Below are 21,339 nucleotides of genomic sequence, written 5' to 3'. Positions count from 1 at the left end.
AAACGGTTTTCGTCTATTTTGCCACGACAAAATGGACCCGGCCGTCAGGACGGAACCTCAGTCCGCAACGCTGAAAAGGGTGTGAGTGCTACCCGATTCAACAGGCGCCACCCACATGGATCGTCACCTCGCCAATACGCGGGCGCCTACAAAACAGGCCCGCTTGTCGGCTCCAACGCCTTTCCCGCCCCAGCGTCCACCGGCTCACTGGCCACCATTCCCTCTCTCATCTTCTCCGCATCGCGACTGAAGCACCGCGAAGCCTGATGCAGAAACAGCAACGTCATGAACAACGCCACCGGTATCAAATACATGGCGTCATGCAAACCCACCGCTTTGAAGGACTCGGCCATTTCCGACGCGCCGGCAGCCGCCATCGCCGAGTGGGCGAAATGGTCTGATAACAGCCCGACAACCACCGGCCCCAGGCCTCCGCCCAACAAATACAAACCGGCGAAAAACAACGCCATGGCCGTGGCGCGCAAGCGAGGTTCCACTACATCCTGAATGGCGGTGTAAACGCAGGTGTAGAAATTATAGGCAAACAGCCAACCCAGGCTGAACACCCCCACAAACACACCGATCTCGATGCGTCCGGCGTGCAAGGCGTAACCGGTGGCCAGTGTCGCGATCAGCATGCTCACCGCGGCGAACATCAATCGACCGTTGGCAAAACGTTGATGCAGCTTGTCAGCGATCCAGCCTCCGGCGGTCAGCCCCACCAGCCCGGTGACACCGACGATGATCCCGGTCGCCACAGCGGCGTCCTGCAAAGGCAGCAGGAAATACCGTTGCAACATGGGCACCATGAACGAGTTGCACGCGTAGGTTGCGAAGTTGAAGGTCAGCCCGGCCAGCACCAGCCAGCCAAAGGTGGGTATCGACAGCACACGTCGGATCGGCCTGTGGATTTTCTCCTCCGACATCCGCACGCTTTCGGCAGCACCGCGCTTGGGTTCGCGAATGAAGAACATGAACACCGCCAGGATCAGCCCCGGCACAGCGGCAATGAAGAACGGCGCGCGCCAGCTGTCGAAGGCCTGGACCATGGCTCCAATGGTAAAAAATGCCAGGAGCAGACCCAGCGGCAGGCCCAGCATGAAAATACCCATGGCGCGAGCCCGCCGATGGGCCGGGAACAGGTCGCCTATCAGAGAGTTGGCCGCTGGCGCATAGCTGGCCTCGCCGATCCCCACGCCCATGCGCACCAGTAGAAAGGTCCAGAAACTACCGGCCAGTCCGTTCACCGCCGTCAGCCCGCTCCACACCGCCAGCCCCCAACCCATGAGCTTTTTACGCGATCCGTTGTCAGCCATGCGCCCCAAAGGCAACCCGGCAATGGCGTAGACCAGCGTGAACGCCGTGCCGATGATCCCCAGCTGAAAATCGCTCAAGTGCCATTCCATGCGGATGGGCTCAATGATGATTGCCGGGATGGTACGGTCGAAAAAATTGAACAGGTTAGCCAGGAACAGCAAAAACAGGACACGCCAAGCGTTGGTCGCCTGGGTTGAGGTTTTCGGCGAAGTGCTGTGCATGATTGATCCCTTTGTTTTTATTGTCGGGCAATAGAAACCATGCAGATCAATCTAGGACGGCGAAGAGCGCTTGTCTGTAAACATTCGTAAAGGGAATCATCCGTCATGCCCGCCGCTCAATTCCCGGTGGTTGCAGGCTATTGAATCGACGCCGAATTGACTCAAATCCGGCGCTTGAGACGTGGGGTTTTTCGCTACATGACGGGGCGGCAAGTTACTGACCGACACAAAAACCGACCCGCTGACGCACCAAAAAAGGTCGCGGATCAGGTGGTTGCTCTATCCTGGATCAGTACCCAGGGTGCCACTACCACTGCCCAAAGCGGGGGATCGCGATCCAATAGCGCTAACGCCTGCGATTCAGACACCTTGCCGACCTCTCCCGTGCCCAGCCATGCGCTGACTTTGTTTGCGTCGTTTTCAGCAACTGCCTGCGCGACTTCGATTAAGTCCAAAGAGGGTTCGACCCACAACAGGGCACCCTTGGCAAAGAATGGTTGCAATTCTTTCCAGGTGATCGAGGCGGTCTCGCCAAGCAGTTTGGCATAGAGGGTGCTAGGTTCTTCTGTCATGGGTTTCACCAAATGGAAAATCGGCGCAATGATAGCGCTGCATTTTCTTTAGACAAACCCAGATTCAAGTGATTGATTGCAGGGAAGTTCAGTCATTTCAGGCGTTGGGTGATCGAGATTCGGATCCACCGGCTTGATTCTGTATCTTTCTTTCAATTTAGCGACATCAACCGGTTTTGCCCCCTGCAGCCAGCTTTCCAAGCGATCAATCGGCGCTCTAAACTGTTCCGGTACAGTTGCCGGGGGGAAAACCGGATTATCTATCCGGTCCTGCAGCGTTGGCGTCAGGATTATAAAAACTAAAACACAAGAGTGGAGCATCATGACTAAGGGTACTAAAAAGCTTTCGAAGCTGTTTGCCGCACTGGTTATGGCGGGGGTTGCCAGCCATTCGTTCGCCGCAGACACCATCAAGATCGGTATTGCCGGTCCTAAAACCGGTGCAGTCGCCCAGTATGGCGACATGCAGTTCAGCGGCGCGAAAATGGCCATCGAGCAAATCAACGCCAAAGGCGGCGTGGATGGCAAGAAGCTCGAAGCGGTTGAATACGATGACGCCTGTGATCCCAAGCAAGCCGTGGCGGTCGCCAACAAAGTCGTCAACGACGGTGTCAAGTTTGTCGTCGGCCACCTGTGCTCCAGCTCTACCCAACCGGCTTCAGATATCTATGAAGACGAAGGGATCATCATGGTGACCCCGGCTGCAACCAGCCCGGAAATTACCGCGCGTGGCTACAAGCTGATTTTCCGCACCATCGGCCTGGACAGCGCCCAAGGCCCGGCCGCTGGCAATTACATCGCCAAGCAGGTCAAGCCTAAAATCGTTGCGGTCATTCATGACAAGCAGCAGTACGGCGAAGGCATCGCGACAGCCGTGAAGCAGACTCTTGAAAAAGACGGCGTCAAAGTCGCTCTGTTCGAAGGCATCAACGCGGGTGACAAGGACTTCTCGTCGCTGATCGCCAAGATGAAACAAGCCAACGTCGACTTCGTCTACTACGGCGGCTACCACCCTGAGCTGGGCCTGATTCTGCGCCAGGCGCAGGAAAAAGGCCTGAAAGCGGGTTTCATGGGCCCGGAAGGCGTGGGTAACGCATCGATTTCCCAGATCGCTCAGGACGCGTCCGAAGGTCTGCTGGTAACGCTGCCGGCCTCGTTCGACCAGGACCCTGCCAACAAGGCACTGGTCGATGCATTCAAGGCCAAGAAAGAAGACCCAAGCGGCCCGTTCGTGTTCCCGGCTTACGCCGCGGTTGAAGTGATCGCTGAAGCCATCACCAAAGCCAAGAGCGAAGACACCGCCAAAGTGGCAGAAGCCTTGCGCGCCAACACGTTCAAGACCCCGACTGGCGACCTGTCGTTCGACGCCAAGGGCGACCTGAAAGACTTCAAATTCGTGGTCTACACCTGGCACAAAGACGGCACCAAAACCGAAGCGCCCATGAAATAAGCATTCGCTATCGGTTAACCCGGAGCCCACTGCATCAGGTGGTATGAAAACGTAGCGAGCGAAGACAAGACAAGGCAAAAACAGGCGAGGACGCGGAGTTTAGGCTCCTAAATGAGCAGTCCGAGCCTGTTTTTAACGCAATATTGTCAAGCGCAGCAGTTTTCAGACCACCTGATCCGCAGTGGGCTTTGTTTTACGAGCGTAGGCCATCCACAAGATCGCTGATCGCTGAACATCTTGAAACCGTTACCAGTGATTCACTGGGCTCGTGTTCAACGTGGACCCAGACCACGGCATGCGAGCGGGAAGAGACTTCACCAGTGGAACACCGAGCAGGTTTTTAGGAGCGCTGTAATGCCTGAGATAGACATCTATCACTTTTTCCAACAGCTGGTTAATGGCCTGACCATTGGCAGCACCTATGCCTTGATTGCCATCGGTTACACGATGGTCTACGGCATCATCGGCATGATCAACTTCGCCCATGGCGAGGTGTACATGATCGGTTCCTACGTCGCGTTCATCGCCCTCGCGGGCCTGACGATGATGGGGCTGGACAGCCTGCCGCTGCTGATCACTGCCGCTTTTGTTGCCAGTATTGTCGTGACCAGTGCCTACGGTTATGCCATCGAGCGAGTGGCTTATCGCCCCTTGCGCGGCAGCAACCGTCTGATCCCGCTGATTTCTGCGATCGGTATGTCGATATTCCTGCAGAACACGGTTCTGCTGGCCCAGGACTCCAAAGACAAATCGATCCCCAACCTGATCCCCGGCAACTTCGTGTTTGGCTCGGCCAGCACCCATGAAGTCGTGATCTCCTACATGCAGGTGCTGATCTTCATCGTGACCCTGATCGCGATGCTCGGCCTGACCTGGTTCATCTCGCGCTCTCGCCTGGGCCGCGCCTGCCGGGCCTGCGCCGAAGACATCAAGATGGCCAACCTGCTGGGCATCAATACCAACAACATCATCGCCCTGACCTTTGTCATCGGTGCTGCCCTGGCGGCGGTCGCTGCGGTATTGCTCAGCATGCAATACGGCGTGATCAACCCCAACGCCGGCTTCCTGGTCGGCATCAAGGCCTTCACCGCTGCGGTATTGGGCGGGATCGGCAGTATTCCGGGAGCCATGCTTGGCGGCCTGGTGCTGGGCGTTGCCGAAGCCTTTGGCGCCGATATTTTCGGTGACCAGTACAAGGATGTGGTGGCGTTCGGTCTTCTCGTATTGGTGTTGCTGTTCCGGCCGACCGGCCTGCTTGGCCGTCCGGAGGTTGAAAAAGTATGACCAGGAAACTCAAATCAGCGTTGTTCAGCGCCTTGCTGGTGCTGGCTGTCGCTTACCCGATACTGGGCCTGAAGCTGGAAATCGTCGGTGTCAATCTGGCCGTCATCGGCGCCAGTTCCACCACGGTCAGCATCATATTTGCCTGCGCCATCGCCATGTTTTTGCGGGTCATGTTCCATGAGCAGATTTCTGCGGCATGGCGCTCGTCACCCGGCATACCGGTCATGCCAACCAAGGCCAGCAACTTCCTGACCCTGCCGACCACTCAGCGCTGGATCATTCTGGCCCTGATCATGGTGGCGCTGGTCTGGCCGTTCTTCGGCTCCAGAGGCGCGGTGGATATCGCCACGCTGATCCTGATCTACGTCATGCTCGGCCTTGGCCTGAACATCGTGGTCGGGTTGGCCGGGCTGCTGGACCTGGGCTATGTCGGCTTCTACGCCGTTGGCGCCTACAGCTATGCCCTGCTCTCCCATTACTTCGGGCTGGGCTTCTGGATCTGCCTGCCCATCGCCGGAATGATGGCGGCAACGTTCGGCTTTCTGCTGGGCTTCCCGGTGTTGCGTCTGCGGGGTGACTACCTGGCCATCGTGACGTTGGGCTTCGGAGAAATCATCCGTCTGCTGCTGCGCAACATGACCGACCTCACCGGTGGGCCAAACGGCATCAGCAACATCGAAAAACCCACGCTGTTCGGCTTGTCGTTCGAACGCAGGGCGGCGGAAGGCATGCAGACCTTCCACGAGTTTTTCGGGCTGGAGTACAACTCCATCAACAAGGTGATCTTCCTTTATCTGGTTGCCTTGGTGCTGGCGCTGGCGGCGCTGTTCGTCATCAATCGCCTGCTGCGCATGCCAATCGGGCGTGCCTGGGAAGCATTGCGTGAAGATGAAATCGCCTGCCGGGCCCTGGGCCTGAATCCGACCATTATCAAGTTGTCGGCCTTCACCCTGGGCGCTGCATTTGCGGGCTTCGCCGGTAGTTTCTTCGCAGCTCGCCAAGGGCTGGTGACGCCGGAATCCTTCACCTTCATCGAGTCGGCGATCATCCTTGCCATCGTGGTGCTGGGTGGCATGGGCTCGCAACTGGGGGTGATCCTTGCCGCCGTGGTGATGATCCTGCTGCCGGAGCTGATGCGTGATTTCAGCGAATACCGCATGTTGATGTTCGGCGCCTTGATGGTGCTGATGATGATCTGGCGTCCTCAGGGTCTGCTGCCCATGCAACGTCCACACATGGAGCTGCGTAAATGAGCCGTCCGCTTCTAGAAGTCAGTGGCCTGAGCATGCGCTTTGGCGGTCTGCTGGCGGTCAACGGCGTAGGCCTGACCGTCAATGAAAAACAAGTCGTCTCCATGATCGGCCCCAACGGGGCCGGCAAAACCACGGTCTTCAACTGCCTGACCGGTTTCTACAGACCGACGGCGGGCACCATCCTGCTCGACGGCGCGCCGATTCAAGGCCTGGCCGGGCACGAGATCGCCCGCAAGGGCGTGGTGCGCACGTTTCAGAACGTGCGTCTGTTCAAGGAAATGACCGCGCTGGAAAACCTGCTGGTTGCCCAGCACCGGCACTTGAACACCAACTTCTTTGCCGGGCTGTTCCGCACGCCGGGGTTCCGCCGCAGCGAGCACGAAGCCATGGACTACGCCGCCCACTGGCTGGAGGCGGTCAACCTCAAGGAGTTTGCCAACCGTCCGGCCGGGACGCTGGCCTACGGTCAGCAGCGTCGCCTGGAAATTGCCCGTTGCATGATGACCCGACCGCGGATCCTGATGCTCGACGAACCGGCTGCGGGCCTGAACCCACGGGAAACCGAAGACCTCAAGGCCCTCATTGGCATGCTGCGCAATGAACACAACGCCACGGTTCTGCTGATCGAGCACGACATGAAACTGGTGATGAGTATTTCCGACCACATCGTGGTGATCAATCAGGGCACGCCACTGGCCGATGGCACGCCGGAACAGATCCGCGACAATCCGGACGTGATCAAAGCCTATCTGGGGGAAGCGTAAATGCTGCAATTTGAAAACGTTTCCACCTTCTACGGCAAGATCCAGGCACTGCATGACGTCAACGTGGAAGTGCGCCAGGGCGAGATCGTGACCCTGATCGGTGCCAACGGCGCGGGCAAATCCACCCTGCTCATGACCTTGTGCGGTTCACCTCGCGCCCACAGCGGCAGCATCCGCTACATGGGCGAAGAGCTGGTGGGCCTGGAATCGGCGCAGATCATGCGCAAGAGCATCGCGGTGGTGCCGGAAGGCCGCCGTGTGTTTGCCCGGCTGACCGTCGAGGAGAACCTCGCCATGGGCGGGTTCTTCACCGACAAGGGCGACTACCAGGAGCAAATGGACAAGGTTCTGCACTTGTTCCCGCGTCTCAAGGAGCGCTTCAACCAGCGCGGCGGCACCATGTCCGGCGGCGAACAGCAAATGCTCGCCATCGGCCGGGCGTTGATGAGCAAGCCCAAGCTGTTGTTGCTGGACGAACCGTCTCTGGGGCTGGCACCGATCATCATCCAGCAGATTTTCGAGATCGTCGAACAACTGCGCCGGGATGGCGTGACGGTGTTCCTGGTTGAACAAAACGCCAACCAGGCACTGAAAATCGCTGATCGCGCCTACGTGCTGGAAAACGGCCGAGTGGTCATGCAAGGCACGGGCGAACAGCTGCTGGTCGACCCGAAAGTGCGGGACGCCTACCTCGGCGGATAAACCCGCGGCAACGCAAAGAACGGCCTGCCGGGCTGTGTGAAACGACTACGGTCGTGACGTTTTCACACAGCCCGTTACGGGCCGTTTTTTGTATCCAGCGTTCCAAGGCGTTCCAGCGCCGCCGTGCTGCGCTGAAACCACCCCGTCAGATACTCCGCCAGCACCTGCATGCGCTTGGGCAACTCGCCCTCGTAGGGATGCACCAGAAACAGCGGGGAAATGCTGGTCTGATAATCGCGGAACAACCAACGCAAGCGATCATCGTTGATCTCGGCATGAACCATGTAGGACGGCAGGCGAGCAATACCGGCACCGACCATCGCGGCTTTCTTCAAGAGGCCGTAGTGATTGCTGGCGAATGCGCCGCTGACCTGAACCCGAGTCAGTTCGTGATTCTGGTGATAAAGCCATTCGTGACGACCGTTATAGTGGCTGTTGAGCAGGCACCGATGGGTAACCAGTTCGTCCGGGGTTTGTGGCTGGCCGTATCGCTCAAGGTACTCGGCACTGGCGCACGTCAGCTCCTGCATGGCCAACAGTGGCTTGGCAATCAGGCGCTCGTCGGGGGCCACATACGAGCGAATCGCCAGGTCGAAGCCATCGCGGCGCAGGTCGCGAAAGCTGTTATTGAGGTCCAGCTCAATCGTCACCTGCGGGTACTGCTCGGCAAACTCCATGAGCAAGCCGTCGAAAAAGGTTTCCCCCAGCGACACCGGCGCGGTCAGGCGGACCTCCCCCACCACGTCATCACGCAGCAACTCCACGATATTACGGGCCTTGGCCATGCTGGCGATCAACTGTTGCGCCTGAGGCAACAAGGCCGCGCCAGCAGACGTCAGATTGAGGCTGCGGGTGCTGCGGTGCAGCAGCATCACGGAGTACGTCTCCTCAAGATGGCTGATGCGCTTGGACAAATACCCTTTGCTGCACCCCAGACGTGCCGCCGCCGCGGTGAAACTACCTGAATCGATCAAAACAGCGAACGCGGCCAGATCGTCAATTTCACTCACCATTGTTTCCCCACAAGAACCAAAGGTTTCCGATTAGCACGCTTATCAACGGCAATCACGCCTCCTAGACTTTGTGCTCCACGTCCCTGAATAACAATGCCCGGAGCAACACCATGAAAATTCTCTTGATTGGCGCCAGCGGCACCATCGGCTCGGCTATCGCCGAAGAACTGGCCCCACGCCATGAACTCGTAAAGATCGGTCGCCACAGTGGCGAAGAACGAGTCGATATTAGTGACAGCGCTTCAATCCGGAAACTGTTCGAACGGATAGGCCCGTTCGACGCATTGATCTGCGCCGCCGGCAATGTGAACTTCGTCCCGTTGGCCGACATGAAAGAGGCGGACTTCACCCTGGGGTTGCAGGACAAGCTGATGGGCCAGGTCAACCTGCTGCTCATCGGCCGCGAGTTTGCCAATGACGGCGCTTCGTTCACCTTCACCACGGGCATCCTCAGTCACGATCCGATTCGTAGCGGTGCATCGGCCAGCCTGGTCAATGGTGCCATTGACGCATTCGTGCGAGCGGCAGCCATCGAAATGCCTCGGGGCATGCGGGTCAATTCCGTAAGCCCCAATGTCCTGGTGGAAGCCATGGGCAGCTATGCGCCGTACTTTCGCGGCTTCAAACCGGTCCCGGCGGAGCAAGTGGCGCTGGCTTACGCCAAAAGTGTCGAGGGGCTACAGACGGGTCAGACCTACTCTGTCGGCTAAATCCCCCTTGTGATGGCGCGGCAGGCTGAGTAACGTGGCGGCACTTGTCTGGAGACCCTCCCATGTTCGCTGCCCGTTCCGTTCTAATGTTTGCCCTGTTACCCCTGTTTGCCGGATGCCAGATGCTGGGCACCCCGTCTGAGTCGTCGGTATCCAAGGCGAACTGGACCCGCATGCAAGGCTCCCTGACGGGTGAAGGCGGCAAACTGTTGTTCCAGCCCTGCAATGAACAACGTCGCTTCGTGGTCAAGGACGTCGGCAACACCGGCGTCTTGCAGGAAGCCGCTGCGCTGGCCAACACGTCCGGCAAGGTCTTCGCCGATCTGCGCGGCAGCTTCGTGGCTGGCAAGGCGGTCAACAGCGACGGCCTGCTCGACCTGCAACAGTTGTATCGCGTGGAACGTGCCGGCCAGGCCTGTGAGGACCCGAACTTCAAACGCCTGACCCTGCACGTCAACGGCAATAATCCGGCCTGGAACGTCAATGTCAGCGGCAAGGGCATGGTCATCGAACGCCTCGGCAAAGAGCCGATCGCCGTCCCGTACGTGGAAGAACAGCTGCCGGACGGACGCTTCAGTGTCAGCAGTGAAGCCAACGGCCAGACCATGGAGCTGTGGGTCGCACCGCAGCGCTGCGTCGACAGTGTCACCGGCGCGGTGCAGCACCTGACCGCCGAACTGCGCCTCAATGGCCAGACTCAGCGGGGTTGCGGTTATTACGGTGGGGCGCGCAATGATTGAGGCCGGGCCCACGATCCTTATCCATTCAGAGGATCACGCGGTGTTCGGTAAGCGCCAGCTTGTTGGCGAGCATCAGGTCCTGTGTCAAAAGGGATATCGACTGTTAATGTAATGCGGTTCGCGGGCAAGCCACGCTCCAACGGTATGGGTTTGCTTCGCGCCTGCCACTCAATGTGGCTTATAATCGCCGGTTCTTGTAGCGCTGTCGGGCTTAACCTGCGGCCCGGAAACTGGATCTCTTCATGTTACGAATCACCGAACTCAAGCTGCCGATCGATCACCCGGAAGAAGACCTGCGACCTGCCCTCTTGCAGCGCCTGGGTATCGACAGCGATGAACTGCTCGACTTCACACTGTTCAAACGCAGCTACGATGCACGCAAAAAGTCTTCCGAGCTGTGTTTTATCTACACCATCGACTTCCAGGTCCGCGACGAAGCCGCCTTGTTGCACAGGCACGCCGATGACCGCCACCTCAATCCAGCGCCCGACATCAGCTACAAAGTCGTTGGCCATGCCCCCGAAGGCCTCAAAGAGCGCCCGGTGGTGGTCGGCTTCGGCCCCTGCGGAATCTTCGCCGGATTGCTGCTGGCGCAAATGGGCTTCAAGCCGATCATCCTCGAGCGCGGCCGGGAAGTTCGTCAGCGCACCAAAGACACCTGGGGCCTGTGGCGCAAGAACGTCCTCAACCCGGAGTCCAACGTGCAGTTCGGCGAGGGCGGCGCGGGGACGTTCTCCGACGGCAAGCTCTACAGTCAGATCAAAGACCCCAAATTCCATGGCCGCAAAGTGCTGCACGAGTTCGTGAAAGCGGGCGCGCCGGAAGAAATCCTCTACGTCAGCAAACCGCACATCGGCACCTTCAGGTTGACCGGCGTGGTGGAAACCATGCGTGAGGAAATCAAGGCGCTTGGCGGCGAAGTCCGTTTCGAGCAGCGCGTGACGGACGTACTCATCGACAACGGTCAGATGCAAGGAGTGGTACTCGACAGCGGCGAACGCATTGAGTCTCGCCACGTCATCCTTGCCCTGGGCCACAGTGCCCGGGACACCTTCCGCATGCTGCACGGCCGTGGCGTGTACATGGAAGCCAAGCCGTTTTCGGTGGGGTTTCGCATCGAGCACCCACAATCGCTGATTGACCGGGCGCGCCTGGGCAAATACGCCGGGCACCCGAAGCTGGGCGCTGCCGACTACAAACTGGTGCATCACGCCAAGAATGGTCGCTCGGTCTACAGCTTCTGCATGTGCCCAGGGGGCACCGTTGTAGCGGCGACGTCCGAGCCTAATCGGGTCGTCACCAACGGCATGAGCCAGTACTCGCGCAACGAACGCAACGCCAACTCGGGCATCGTGGTCGGCATCACGCCGGAAGATTACCCCGGCGGCCCGCTGGCTGGCATCGAGTTGCAGGAGCGTCTGGAATCCCACGCCTACGTCCTGGGCGGCAGCACCTACGAAGCGCCCGCGCAACTGGTGGGCGATTTCATTGCCGGCAAAGCTTCCACTGAACTGGGAAGCGTAGAACCGTCTTATAAGCCCGGCGTGAAACTGGTGGACCTGGCTGACGCCCTGCCCGCCTACGCCATCGAAGCCATTCGTGAAGCTCTGCCCGCCTTCGACAAACAGATCAAAGGTTTCGCCCTGCACGATGCCGTGCTGACCGGCATTGAAACGCGAACCTCGGCACCTTTGCGCATCACCCGTGGCGAAAACATGCAAAGCCTGAACACCAAAGGCCTGTATCCAGCGGGTGAAGGCGCGGGCTATGCCGGAGGGATCCTGTCCGCAGGCGTGGACGGCATTCGTATTGCTGAAGCGTTGGCGAAAGATATGTTAGGGATCGAAAGCTAGGGTCTGTACGAAACGTCGGCGAGCGAAGGTCAGGCAAGGCAAAAACAGGCGAGGAAGCGGAGCCTACTGGCAGTAAATGAGCATTCCGAGCCTGTTTTTTTAACGCCGCGTCACCGAGCGCGGCCACTTTTCGTAAAGAGCCTAAGTTGGCAGGCTCGGACGACATGGTAGAAACGGCGATATTTCATGTTGGTGTCAGACCGTTAAACACGCGAGCCCTATCACTCCCTCATAAACCGGATATAAGTATTCGTTTTGCAAGTGCAATGATGGATTAGAGGGCGATTCTTTGTTTAACCAAGGCGCGCGCCTCGCCCACTCATTCGCCCACTGTTTTCTCAACATCCGTCATTAACTTCCTACACACCCCTGAGAAATTCCGCACGACCTGTTCAGGTCATGGAGCCGTTTGTCCTGCCGTCATAGAGGAGGATGCAACCCCTATACGAGAAAACACAACAGGAGGCGTCATGGCCGCTTACAGCGTTACGTTTTCGCCAGCCGGTCCAGTGAAAACCTACATATCCCCAACGTTTTCTCCAGGCTTGAATTATTGGCAGTCTGTAAGGCAGGATTATGAAACAGACCTGAAAGAAGGAACGATTACACCCGAGCGGGAAGAAACCTATAAATCACTGCTTTCTATGGAGGGGATTGAATACACCACTGTCCGAGAGCCCAACAACAAAATCGGCCTTAGCATTTCTAATGATGAGCTCGAAAAAATTCCGCCACAATTTGAATCCAGACTTTGTCAATCATTAGGCAAGTACGAAGACAGTGCTAACTGGAATCTCAACTGGATGATGAATTTAAGAATTGAGCAAATGCAGGAGATATTTACTGATTTCAAAGACCAGTTGCGCATATGCCTCCCTGATCTGGCGGATAAAAATTTCGGTTTCACCGTCAATGAACATGGCCTCCTGGAAGTGACTTCCCCGGAAGGGGCTCTGACCGATAAAGAAACCAACCAGTTGAACGGTTGGCTCAATGATCTGGACGACTTGAAAGAGCTGACCTTTGAACATGCGAAACTGGTCATTCACAGCCTGAACCATGTGCCCGAATTGACCCGATATGAGGGCCTTGTGACCTTGAAAAATATCTACACCTTTATTGACTACGGCCTGCTGCTTCAAAATGGCGGCACCAGCCCAGCCAGGGGGTTCTCCTGGGTTGAGCAATTACAGGTGAAGGCCGAGAAAATACTGGAGCAGCAGCAGGCTGAAAACAAACCAGAAAAATGATGTGCATGAGCAGACCGAGCGCATACGGAGATGCGCCCGGCTCACCCAGTGCTAATCAACGCAGCAACCACTGCTTGCAGATATGCCCAAAGGTGCTGTCGATGGTGCCTGGATTCCACTTGCTGCCTGAGTCATCATCCTCCAGTTTGGCGACCAATCGACCCGGGTTATACCGGAGATTCCACCACCGTTTCAACGAACCACTTCCCGTGGAAAATGAGCTGGACACCATGCTGCCTTCACAGGCAGGCAGAGCGATCGTAAGTGCAACGCGACCATCGGCAGCGGTGTACACAGCGGTTTCTTCTACAACGCCAACTTTAATACTTGCCCTTGCCCCTTCCAGCGGCTGTCCGGTTGAGTCATGGATGTAGATGGACCAGTTGACTTCCCTGAATGCCTGAAAAATCCCGGCATAAAGCGGTAAACCTTGAGCGTCGCTCCTGATCAAGTCGGCGGTGGCGCGATAAGGGGCAGAACCAAATCGAAAGTCATAGGCACGGGACACCGTATTACTGTTTGGGCGTTTGAAAACCCTAATCAGCACGTCATCGCCGGGGGTTAGGCTATCGAAAATATGAACACCGTGACCCGGCAGCCGTTGCCAGACATCTCCGGCTTTGTATTCATAATCAACACCCAATGACCAGCTTGCCGGACGCGTATCCCTGAACATGACGTTTTGTCCACGCATAGCCGTAAAACTGTAATACTTAACGTCGTCATCATTTTGCAAAAAGCCGCTTATACCGTTCAACTTATCCGGCAAGACAACCGGCGGCTCCGCAACTTGTGCGGCCAACGTTGTATCACCCATACTTTGCTCAGCCATAGCAGTCACTGCATTCCCGCCCCCACCCGTCAACACGAAGGCAACAGCCATATACAAGCCGCGCTTCTTACACAAATACGTATTCATGATCCAGATTCCTTTTTTATTTTCAGCCGTCATCTCCGGGGCATTAGAAGGCCGCCCCTTAACGGCTGTTAATCAATCATCAATAAAACAATCGCAGGCGCACTTGGACGACGCCAACGGGCAGCTGTTTAAAAACTGACAATCAGGACGTAATCAATCGCAAGACTTGCTGTCAACGCCAAACACGACAGCTCATAAACATTTATTCAATTTTCCGCAAACTCCGAAGTAACTTACTTACGAACACGCACTTTCCTACATGCAACAAAGCCGATAGCCGCTAAATTCGCACACCGATTACTCATGGGCATAAAATCAAGACAAAAAAATACCCGTATCCAAAGACACGGGCATTTCGCTTTACGGTTGCGCAGGCCCCTTCGGGCCTGCTGTCAGATCATCAGTGCGCTACACGGCTCGTGCCGTTGACGGTCATGATGCGCACGCGCTCACCCACGCGGAAAATTTCGTTTTCCTCGACTTGCTGCACATAGGCGCGCATGGAGCCGTCGTCTTCGCGCACGGTGATTTCCACGCCTTGGGTACGGGTCAACCCTTCTTCGGTGGCCGAACCCAGCAGGCCACCGGCGACGGCACCAATGACTGCCGCGACGACACTGCCGCGACCGCCACCAATGGCACTACCGCCTACGCCGCCGACGATTGCGCCTGCGCCTGCGCCGATAGGTGTCTTGGTGCCTTCGATTTTGACGGGACGCAACGACTCGATGGTCCCCATTCGAACGGTCTGCACTGTCCGCGCTTCATCACGGGAGTAGGAATCGCCGGTCAGATTGGAAGTACAACCGCCCAATGTCAGCGCCATCGCGGTGAAAGAGGCGGCCAACAGAACAGACTTACGCATATCAATATCTCCAGAAGAACAGGTAGCCATTAGACTCCGCGCGCCACGCGCTGTCACGGCCCCGCCTCGTTAATTTAAGATCATTCAGGCGTCATACAGCGCGGTTGTCATAGCCGTATGACGGTTGGCGAAGTGAAAAATTCAAACATCCCGACTGTCGCTGTCCGGCCTCAGGGCGCAAGTCGCTCGCGACTCCACCGATCACCCGACAGGCAATAATTCAGGCGGTCATGCAGACGATTCGGCCGTCCCTGCCAGAACTCGATGCGTTCGGGCAGCAACCGATAGCCGCCCCAGTGATCAGGGCAATGAGGCTGGGTGTCGAGGAAGCGTTGCTCGGTCTCTTTGATCATGCCTTCCAGTTCGGCACGATCAGCAATGACCCGGCTTTGCGGTGACGCCCAGGCGCCCAGGCGGCTACCCAGCGGGCGAACCTGGAAGTAGGCATCAGATTCTTCGGGCGTGACTTTGACCACGCGTCCTTCGATGCGTACCTGACGCTCCAGGGTCGGCCAGAAGAACGTCATTGCGGCAAATGGACGCGCCGCCAGCTGCTGCCCCTTGGCACTGTCGTAATTGGTGAAGAACGTGAAGCCTTGGGCATCAAGCCCCTTGAGCAACAGAATCCGGCAGTGAGGTCGTCCCTCCTCGTCCACCGTTGCCAGCGTCATGGCGTTGGCTTCAACGGGTGCCTGTTCGGTTTCAACCGCTTGGGCGAACCATTGGTGAAACAAGGCAAACGGTTCTTCGGGAGATTGCACTTCGGTCAAGCCATCGCGAGCGTAGTCGCGGCGCATCTCGGCCAGAGACTGAGTCATGACGTCCATCCTTCGCTAAAAAAATACTGGGTCGGACGCGCATTATGCACCGCGAGCCCGACCAAGTACTCAGTTGCTGGCCTGATCCGTCGCGTCAGTTTTCTTCTTCACGGGTGCCTTGGCTGGCGCTGCTTTGGCGGGAGCCGCCTTTTTCGCCGGGGTGGTTTTTTTCGCAGGTGATGCCTTGGCGGCCGGCTTTTTGGCAGCGGCCTTGGCGGGTGCTGCTTTCACTGCGGGCTTGGGCGCAGCCACCGGCGCCGGCGCCGGCTTGACGTCCTGCACCGCGACCATGGTAGGCGCTGGCGGCAGGGCATATTTACTCATCAACGCGGCCATGGTGTTTTCCGGCGTCATGAGGATTTCGACACGGCGGTTCAGTTTGCGGCCTTCGGCGCTGTCGTTTGCAGCACGTGGCTGAACCGCACCCATCCCGCGCAGGCTGAGGCGGTTACGCTCCAGACCGCTGAGGCGGAAGATCGCGGCAATCGACTGGGCACGTTCCTGGCTGATCTTCTGGTTAGCCGCAGTCGGGCCAGAGCTGTCGGCGTGGCCCAGCACCAACACGGCGGTTTTCGAGTCACCTTCAACGATCTTGGCCAGACGCGTGATAGGCCCCAGGGTCACTGGCAGCAACATGGCAGGACGATCCGGGTTGAAGGAGCTGTCCACCGGCGCTGTCACCACCAGCAGGTCATCACGGCGTTCGATTTCGAACGGGGTGTCCTTGATGGCCAGACGCAGGCGCGGCTCGTATTCGTCGAGCCAGGCCTGGGTCACTTTGGGATCGATCTTCGGTGCAGCTTGAGGCTCGTCCTTTTTAGCGCCACCGAACGGCCACCACCATTGAGTATCAGTCTCGGACTTGGCAATCAGGGGCGCCACGTTCTTGTTGACGGGTTTGCTGACCGCTTCGGCCTTCGGCGCGGCGCTGTCACTGTCACTGGATGCGAACGGCCAGTACCAATGGGTGCCGTTATCCGCAGCAGCGACTGGAGCGGGCTTGGCTTCCGGTGCCTTGGCCGGAGCGCTGTCGGCTACGGCGTCGGCACCGAACGGCCACCAGTTTGATCCGGCGGCGGCGGAACCATTTTGAGGGGTTTGAGCACAGCCCGTAACAGCAAGACATAGGGCGATAGCGAGGCTTTTATTCGACGACATGGGTGACCCACAAAAAAGTAGACAGACAGGGGACTTGGTAGAGCTCATATAACACGCATAAACAGACTGTTGGAAAAGGAAACCGTCACACGGTTCCTGTTACAGGGTATTAATCGACAGTCGGTAAGAAACAAGCACTTAAGCGCATAACCTAGAGCAAACACTCACCTAGCACACGGGCCAGTTTTTGCGCCCGGGGATCCATCAAAACGTAGGGCCCCAACGTGTTGGTCACGAAGCCGAAAGCCACATCCCGCTCAGGATCGGCGAAACCGGTGGAGCCGCCAGCACCCGGATGACCAAACGCTTTTGCCCCCAGCCCGTAGGTGGCATTAGGCACATCCGGTTGATCCAGCATGCACCCCAGACCGAAGCGCGTCCGGGTCAACAGGGTTTTGTCCGGGCCAACGCTATGCTCTCGGGTCAGTTCGTTGAGCAGTTCCGGCTCCAGCAAACTGCCGTCGAGCAGACCGCTATAGAAGCCGGCGAGGCTGCGTGCGTTGCCGTGGCCATTGGCCGCGGGCTGTTGCATGCGGCGCCATTCCGGTTTGTTGGTGCTGGTCATGATCGACGGGGGATTGGTGAAGGCTCGAGCCGTCATGGAGTCCGGCTCACGCAGGGTGGCCTGCAGCAGACGCTGTGCCGCCTCGTCCCCCATATTGCCTTTGCCGCGAGCAATATGCGCGACGCGATAAAACTGGTCATCGGCCAGCCCGACATGAAAGTCCAGCCCCAGCGGGCGGGCAACCCGAGCCACGATGGACTCCCCCGGCCCTCGACCATCGGCGCGGCGCAGCATCTCACCCACCAGCCAGCCATAGGTGATGGCGGCGTAGCCGTGGCCCTGGCCGGGCGTCCACCAGGGTTCTTCCGCCGCCAGCGCAGCGGTCATGGTGCCCCACTCATACAACGATTGAGCGGGCAGGAGCTCGCGCAATGCGGGTAAACCGGCCTGATGGCACAGTAACTGGCGCAGGGTGATGGCTTCTTTACCGGCAGCGGCGAACTCAGGCCACAAGCGGGCGACGGGCTCATCGAGTTTCAGCCTGCCCTCGCCCACCAGTTGCAGGGCGGTGACCGCCGTGAAGGTCTTGGTGCAGGAGAACAGATTGGCGAGGGTGTCGGTGTGCCAGGCTTCGGCGCCATCCTTGTCGGCGGTGCCAGCCCACAGATCAACCACGGTTTCCCCGCCGACCTGAATACACAGCGCCGCCCCGCGCTCTTGAGGATCGTCGAAGATTGCAGCAAACGCTTCGCGCACCGCTTCGAATTTAAGCTCGAAATGACCCTGAATCTGCACCCGATGGCTCCCGCTACGACTGGTCCGAAAAGGCGTGCATTGTTTCAGCGATTGAACAGTTTGGGAACAGACTCAGCCGCCGACAGTGAACGGCGGGCGCAGGGTTCGGGCAGTTGACGGGCATTGATTCATGGATGATTACCCCCTGCTGTGAACTGCGCCCAAAAGTTAGACGGTCTTGTCAGGCCGCTCGCGGCTGGGTTCTGTCGGCGTTCGCACAACGTTCCTGACACCGTGGGACCGGCTTTAGCCGGGAAAAGGTAGTTCAGGCGATGCAGATGCAGCGAACGCCCTGGCCTCTTCCCGGCTGAAGCCGGTCCCACGAGGATGGGGCAGAGCCGATCCGGCGCACAGGCTGCCAAGGCAGTGTCAGGAGATTTCCCGGCGGAACGGCGGCAAGGCGTTGAGGATGGCCTTGCCGTAGCGCTGGGTCACCACGCGGCGGTCGAGCAGCGTGATAGTGCCGCGATCTTCTTCGGTGCGCAGCAGGCGGCCGCAGGCCTGGACCAGACGCAACGAAGCGTCGGGCACGGCGATTTCCATGAACGGATTGCCGCCACGGGCTTCGATCCACTCGGCCAATGCGGCCTCGACCGGATCGTCCGGCACCGCAAACGGGATTTTGGCGATGACCACGTGCTCGCAATACGCACCGGGCAAGTCGACGCCCTCGGCGAAACTCGCCAGCCCGAACAACACACTGGATTCGCCGCTGTCGACCCGCGCCTTGTGTTTGTTAAGGGTTTCCTGCTTGGACAGATTGCCCTGAATGAAGACTTGCTTGCGCCAGTCACGCTCCAGGCCGTCGAACACGTCCTGCATCTGCTTACGCGAAGAGAACAACACCAGCGTACCCCGGGAGCCTTCCACCAGATCCGGCAAGTCACGGATGATCGCGGCGGTATGGGCGACGGAGTCACGGGGATCGGCCTTGAGGTCCGGCACCCGCAGCACGCCGGCATCGGCATGATGGAACGGGCTTGGCACCACCGCCGTGACGGCGCCCTTGGGCAAGCCCGCCCGCATGCGATAGCGATCAAACTTGCCCAGCGCGGTCAGCGTGGCGGAAGTCACCAGCGCGCCATACGCGATGTTCCACAGGTTTCGACGCAGCATCTCGGCAGCGAGAATCGGACTGGCGTTGACTTCGATGTCGAACAACGAGCCGCTGTCGGCCAGCGTCAGCCAGCGAGCCATGGGCGGACTGTCTTCCGGATCCTCGGCGGTGAAGGCGGTCCAGAGTTCCCAGTTCCCGTGGGCACGGGCCAGCAGGCTGCCGAACAGCGGATACCATTCTTCGGCCTGATGGCTGGCAATGCCGATGTTGACCTCGCCATCCATGCCTTCCTTGAGCAGGTCGGTCAGGCGCGTGAACAGATCGTCCAGCCGTGCGAAGCCTTTTTTCAGTTCAATGCCCATCTCGCGGATGTGCTCGGGCACCACCCCGCCGATGAAACGGTGGCGCGGCCGTTCACGCCCCTGCATGTCTTCACCGGCGCGGAAGTCGGCCAGTTGTTCGCAGGCGGTGAACATGAATTGCTGCTGGCCCTTGATCTCCCGGGCCAGCTCCGGCACTTGCTCGACGTATTTGCCCAGGTCGCCCGGCAGCGGATGCTGAGCCAGCAGCTTGGCCAGGTTCTTGGCCGTTTGTTCAAGCCAGTCAGCGGTGGAGCGCAGGCGGGTGTAGTGGGCGAAGTGGCCGATGGCTTTGTCCGGGAGATGATGACCTTCGTCGAACACGTACAGCGTCTCACGTGGGTCGGGCAACACCGCACCGCCACCCAAGGCGAGGTCGGCCAGGACCATGTCATGGTTGGTAACAATCACGTCCACCTTGCCCATGCCTTCCCGGGCCTTGTAAAAGGCGCACTGCTGGAAGTTCGGGCAATGGCGGTTGGTGCACTGGCTATGATCGGTGGTCAGACGCGCCCAGTCCTGATCGGCCAGTTCCTGGGGCCAACTGTCCCGGTCGCCGTCCCATTTATTGCCGGCGAGTTTTTCGATCATTGTGGTGAACAGCTTCTGGCTGGCCTCATCGACCTCGATCTTGAAGCCTTCTTCTTCGAAAAGCTGCGCCGTGGCATTGGTGGCGTCGCCTTCCTGCAACAGCATGTCGAGCTTGGACAAGCACATGTAGCGCCCGCGCCCCTTGGCCAGGGCGAAGGTGAAGTTCAGGCCGCTGTTGCGCATCAGGTCGGGCAGGTCCTTGTAGACAATCTGCTCCTGCAGCGCCACGGTCGCCGTGGCGATCACCAGCCGCTTGCCCGCCAGCTTGGCCGTGGGGATCGCCGCGATGGCGTAGGCCACGGTCTTGCCCGTACCGGTTCCGGCCTCAACAGCCACCACCGCCGGGTCGCCCGAACGTCGGCCTTCCTCGTCGGTGTCCACATCGCCCAGCACTTTGGCGATTTCGGCGATCATCAAACGCTGGCCATAGCGCGGCTTGAGGCTCTTGGCTTCGAGGAAACGCGAATAAGCGCCCTGAATCTGGGATTTGAGTTCGTTACTGATCATGGCTTCGGTCGGGCTCGGCGCTGCTGGGCATCGGTGACAATTAACAGGCAAAACCGCTGGATATATCTTCAGTAGTTCCAACGGCCGGCTATCATACCCCGCAAATCCCATCCGCGCAGAACGGAGTACCTGATGACACCTTTCGCCCTTGTCTACACGCTGCATCTTTTGGCCGCTCTGGTCTGGGTTGGCGGCATGTTTTTCGCCTGGATGGTCTTGCGACCGGCGGTCGGAGCGGCGCTGGAAGGCCCGTCCCGATTGAAATTATGGGTCCAGGTGTTCCCACGGTTTTTCGTCTGGGTCTGGGCCACGGTCGTGGTCTTGCCGATCACCGGCGTGGGCATGATGCACCTGCACTTCGGCGGCTTCGACGGCGCGCCTCGGTATGTACAGATGATGATGGGCCTGTACGTGGTCATGACCGCGCTGTTCATTCGTATCCAGTCGTTACAACTGCCGGAACTGCGTCGTACGGTGGAATCCGAAAACTGGCCCGAAGGCGCTGCCGTACTGGGCCGAATTCGCCGGTTAGTGGGGATTAACCTGTTGGTGGGATTGGCCGTGGTGGTGATTGCCTCCGCGAGGCCCGGGTTCTGAGGCCTGGTTACCGTAGGCGTAGCACGGCGAGCTTAACGA

19 protein-coding genes are annotated in these 21,339 nt (G+C 58.7%); 10 read left to right on the top strand and 9 right to left on the bottom strand.

The window, feature by feature from the left end:
• Positions 1–146: 146 nt before the first annotated feature.
• Together ACP7B0_RS07845 and ACP7B0_RS07840 are read right to left on the bottom strand one after the other, a co-directional pair.
• A complete protein-coding gene (locus ACP7B0_RS07845) occupies positions 147–1,538 on the bottom strand; it encodes a spinster family MFS transporter (RefSeq protein ID WP_426140588.1) in 1,392 nt (463 codons plus the stop codon).
• Between the two features lie 266 nt (positions 1,539–1,804).
• Positions 1,805–2,110, bottom strand: a complete 306-nt coding sequence (locus tag ACP7B0_RS07840; RefSeq protein ID WP_426140585.1) for a DUF2288 domain-containing protein — start codon at positions 2,108–2,110, stop codon at positions 1,805–1,807.
• A 322-nt stretch (positions 2,111–2,432) separates the two neighbouring features.
• Here ACP7B0_RS07840 and ACP7B0_RS07835 point away from each other — a divergent pair, with 322 nt between their 5' ends.
• The 5 genes from ACP7B0_RS07835 to ACP7B0_RS07815 all read left to right on the top strand — a co-directional run bounded on the left by ACP7B0_RS07835 (position 2,433) and on the right by ACP7B0_RS07815 (position 7,563).
• Positions 2,433–3,560 carry a branched-chain amino acid ABC transporter substrate-binding protein gene (locus ACP7B0_RS07835; protein WP_426140583.1) on the top strand — a complete coding sequence of 376 codons (1,128 nt, stop codon included), beginning with the start codon at positions 2,433–2,435 and terminating at the stop codon, positions 3,558–3,560.
• Between the two features lie 354 nt (positions 3,561–3,914).
• Positions 3,915–4,844 (top strand): high-affinity branched-chain amino acid ABC transporter permease LivH, encoded by a 930-nt coding sequence (gene livH / locus ACP7B0_RS07830; protein WP_426140581.1) that lies wholly within the window; start codon positions 3,915–3,917, stop codon positions 4,842–4,844.
• Positions 4,841–6,097, top strand: coding sequence for a high-affinity branched-chain amino acid ABC transporter permease LivM (locus ACP7B0_RS07825; protein WP_426140578.1), 1,257 nt, complete (start codon positions 4,841–4,843; stop codon positions 6,095–6,097). Before livH ends, ACP7B0_RS07825 begins: the two co-directional genes overlap by 4 nt.
• Complete coding sequence (gene livG, locus ACP7B0_RS07820; protein ID WP_426140576.1) at positions 6,094–6,861, top strand: high-affinity branched-chain amino acid ABC transporter ATP-binding protein LivG; 768 nt, start codon at positions 6,094–6,096, stop codon at positions 6,859–6,861. The genes ACP7B0_RS07825 and livG overlap by 4 nt, the downstream gene beginning before the upstream one ends.
• The gene (locus tag ACP7B0_RS07815) at positions 6,862–7,563 is read left to right on the top strand and encodes an ABC transporter ATP-binding protein (RefSeq protein WP_426140574.1); all 702 of its coding nucleotides are present in this window, start codon (positions 6,862–6,864) and stop codon (positions 7,561–7,563) included.
• Between the two features lie 74 nt (positions 7,564–7,637).
• Here the strand turns inward: ACP7B0_RS07815 and ACP7B0_RS07810 are convergent, their stop codons facing one another.
• Positions 7,638–8,573 carry a LysR family transcriptional regulator gene (locus ACP7B0_RS07810; protein ID WP_426140573.1) on the bottom strand — a complete coding sequence of 312 codons (936 nt, stop codon included), beginning with the start codon at positions 8,571–8,573 and terminating at the stop codon, positions 7,638–7,640.
• A 113-nt stretch (positions 8,574–8,686) separates the two neighbouring features.
• Here ACP7B0_RS07810 and ACP7B0_RS07805 point away from each other — a divergent pair, with 113 nt between their 5' ends.
• The 4 genes from ACP7B0_RS07805 (at position 8,687) to ACP7B0_RS07790 (ending at position 13,129) form a co-directional block, all read left to right on the top strand.
• A complete protein-coding gene (locus ACP7B0_RS07805; protein WP_426140571.1) occupies positions 8,687–9,286 on the top strand; it encodes a short chain dehydrogenase in 600 nt (199 codons plus the stop codon).
• 62 nt (positions 9,287–9,348) lie between these two features.
• Complete coding sequence (locus ACP7B0_RS07800) at positions 9,349–10,026, top strand: COG3650 family protein (RefSeq protein ID WP_426140569.1); 678 nt, start codon at positions 9,349–9,351, stop codon at positions 10,024–10,026.
• 242 nt (positions 10,027–10,268) lie between these two features.
• Positions 10,269–11,879, top strand: coding sequence for an NAD(P)/FAD-dependent oxidoreductase (locus ACP7B0_RS07795; RefSeq protein WP_426140568.1), 1,611 nt, complete (start codon positions 10,269–10,271; stop codon positions 11,877–11,879).
• Positions 11,880–12,349: 470 nt separating this feature from the next.
• The gene (locus ACP7B0_RS07790) at positions 12,350–13,129 is read left to right on the top strand and encodes a hypothetical protein (RefSeq protein ID WP_426140565.1); all 780 of its coding nucleotides are present in this window, start codon (positions 12,350–12,352) and stop codon (positions 13,127–13,129) included.
• A gap of 55 nt (positions 13,130–13,184) precedes the next feature.
• On the opposite strand, the gene ACP7B0_RS07785 is transcribed toward ACP7B0_RS07790, so the two are convergent.
• The 6 genes from ACP7B0_RS07785 to dinG all read right to left on the bottom strand — a co-directional run bounded on the left by ACP7B0_RS07785 (position 13,185) and on the right by dinG (position 20,703).
• The gene (locus ACP7B0_RS07785) at positions 13,185–14,048 is read right to left on the bottom strand and encodes a hypothetical protein (protein ID WP_426140563.1); all 864 of its coding nucleotides are present in this window, start codon (positions 14,046–14,048) and stop codon (positions 13,185–13,187) included.
• Between the two features lie 400 nt (positions 14,049–14,448).
• Positions 14,449–14,913, bottom strand: a complete 465-nt coding sequence (locus tag ACP7B0_RS07780; protein ID WP_426140560.1) for a glycine zipper 2TM domain-containing protein — start codon at positions 14,911–14,913, stop codon at positions 14,449–14,451.
• A gap of 170 nt (positions 14,914–15,083) precedes the next feature.
• Positions 15,084–15,731: a pyridoxamine 5'-phosphate oxidase gene (gene pdxH / locus ACP7B0_RS07775; protein WP_426140559.1), complete on the bottom strand. Its 648-nt coding sequence runs from the start codon at positions 15,729–15,731 to the stop codon at positions 15,084–15,086.
• A gap of 69 nt (positions 15,732–15,800) precedes the next feature.
• Positions 15,801–16,889, bottom strand: a complete 1,089-nt coding sequence (locus ACP7B0_RS07770) for an OmpA family protein (protein WP_426140557.1) — start codon at positions 16,887–16,889, stop codon at positions 15,801–15,803.
• A 151-nt stretch (positions 16,890–17,040) separates the two neighbouring features.
• Positions 17,041–18,189, bottom strand: coding sequence for a serine hydrolase domain-containing protein (locus ACP7B0_RS07765; protein WP_426140556.1), 1,149 nt, complete (start codon positions 18,187–18,189; stop codon positions 17,041–17,043).
• Between the two features lie 369 nt (positions 18,190–18,558).
• A complete protein-coding gene (gene dinG, locus ACP7B0_RS07760; RefSeq protein WP_426140554.1) occupies positions 18,559–20,703 on the bottom strand; it encodes an ATP-dependent DNA helicase DinG in 2,145 nt (714 codons plus the stop codon).
• A 132-nt stretch (positions 20,704–20,835) separates the two neighbouring features.
• Between dinG and ACP7B0_RS07755 the strand changes: the two genes are divergently transcribed.
• Positions 20,836–21,300 carry a CopD family protein gene (locus ACP7B0_RS07755; protein WP_426140553.1) on the top strand — a complete coding sequence of 155 codons (465 nt, stop codon included), beginning with the start codon at positions 20,836–20,838 and terminating at the stop codon, positions 21,298–21,300.
• Positions 21,301–21,339: the final 39 nt, after the last annotated feature.

The organism is Pseudomonas sp. DWP3-1-2 (assembly GCF_049896285.1).
Taxonomy (GTDB): domain Bacteria; phylum Pseudomonadota; class Gammaproteobacteria; order Pseudomonadales; family Pseudomonadaceae; genus Aquipseudomonas.
The sequence above is the reverse complement of the archived record's forward strand: the minus strand, read 5'-3'. Positions and strand labels throughout refer to the sequence as shown.

Bases quoted from the DNA above. Each gene is read 5' to 3' on its own strand.
- ACP7B0_RS07835 (WP_426140583.1), top strand. From the start codon at position 2,433: ATGACTAAGGGTACTAAAAAGCTTTCGAAGCTGTTTGCCGCACTGGTT.
- livG (WP_426140576.1), top strand. From the start codon at position 6,094: ATGAGCCGTCCGCTTCTAGAAGTCAGTGGCCTGAGCATGCGCTTTGGC.
- ACP7B0_RS07845 (WP_426140588.1), bottom strand. From the start codon at position 1,538: ATGCACAGCACTTCGCCGAAAACCTCAACCCAGGCGACCAACGCTTGG.
- dinG (WP_426140554.1), bottom strand. From the start codon at position 20,703: ATGATCAGTAACGAACTCAAATCCCAGATTCAGGGCGCTTATTCGCGT.
- ACP7B0_RS07755 (WP_426140553.1), top strand. From the start codon at position 20,836: ATGACACCTTTCGCCCTTGTCTACACGCTGCATCTTTTGGCCGCTCTG.
- ACP7B0_RS07800 (WP_426140569.1), top strand. From the start codon at position 9,349: ATGTTCGCTGCCCGTTCCGTTCTAATGTTTGCCCTGTTACCCCTGTTT.
- ACP7B0_RS07785 (WP_426140563.1), bottom strand. From the start codon at position 14,048: ATGAATACGTATTTGTGTAAGAAGCGCGGCTTGTATATGGCTGTTGCC.
- ACP7B0_RS07790 (WP_426140565.1), top strand. From the start codon at position 12,350: ATGGCCGCTTACAGCGTTACGTTTTCGCCAGCCGGTCCAGTGAAAACC.
- ACP7B0_RS07840 (WP_426140585.1), bottom strand. From the start codon at position 2,110: ATGACAGAAGAACCTAGCACCCTCTATGCCAAACTGCTTGGCGAGACC.
- ACP7B0_RS07815 (WP_426140574.1), top strand. From the start codon at position 6,862: ATGCTGCAATTTGAAAACGTTTCCACCTTCTACGGCAAGATCCAGGCA.
- livH (WP_426140581.1), top strand. From the start codon at position 3,915: ATGCCTGAGATAGACATCTATCACTTTTTCCAACAGCTGGTTAATGGC.
- pdxH (WP_426140559.1), bottom strand. From the start codon at position 15,731: ATGACTCAGTCTCTGGCCGAGATGCGCCGCGACTACGCTCGCGATGGC.
- ACP7B0_RS07795 (WP_426140568.1), top strand. From the start codon at position 10,269: ATGTTACGAATCACCGAACTCAAGCTGCCGATCGATCACCCGGAAGAA.
- ACP7B0_RS07780 (WP_426140560.1), bottom strand. From the start codon at position 14,913: ATGCGTAAGTCTGTTCTGTTGGCCGCCTCTTTCACCGCGATGGCGCTG.
- ACP7B0_RS07805 (WP_426140571.1), top strand. From the start codon at position 8,687: ATGAAAATTCTCTTGATTGGCGCCAGCGGCACCATCGGCTCGGCTATC.
- ACP7B0_RS07770 (WP_426140557.1), bottom strand. From the start codon at position 16,889: ATGTCGTCGAATAAAAGCCTCGCTATCGCCCTATGTCTTGCTGTTACG.
- ACP7B0_RS07825 (WP_426140578.1), top strand. From the start codon at position 4,841: ATGACCAGGAAACTCAAATCAGCGTTGTTCAGCGCCTTGCTGGTGCTG.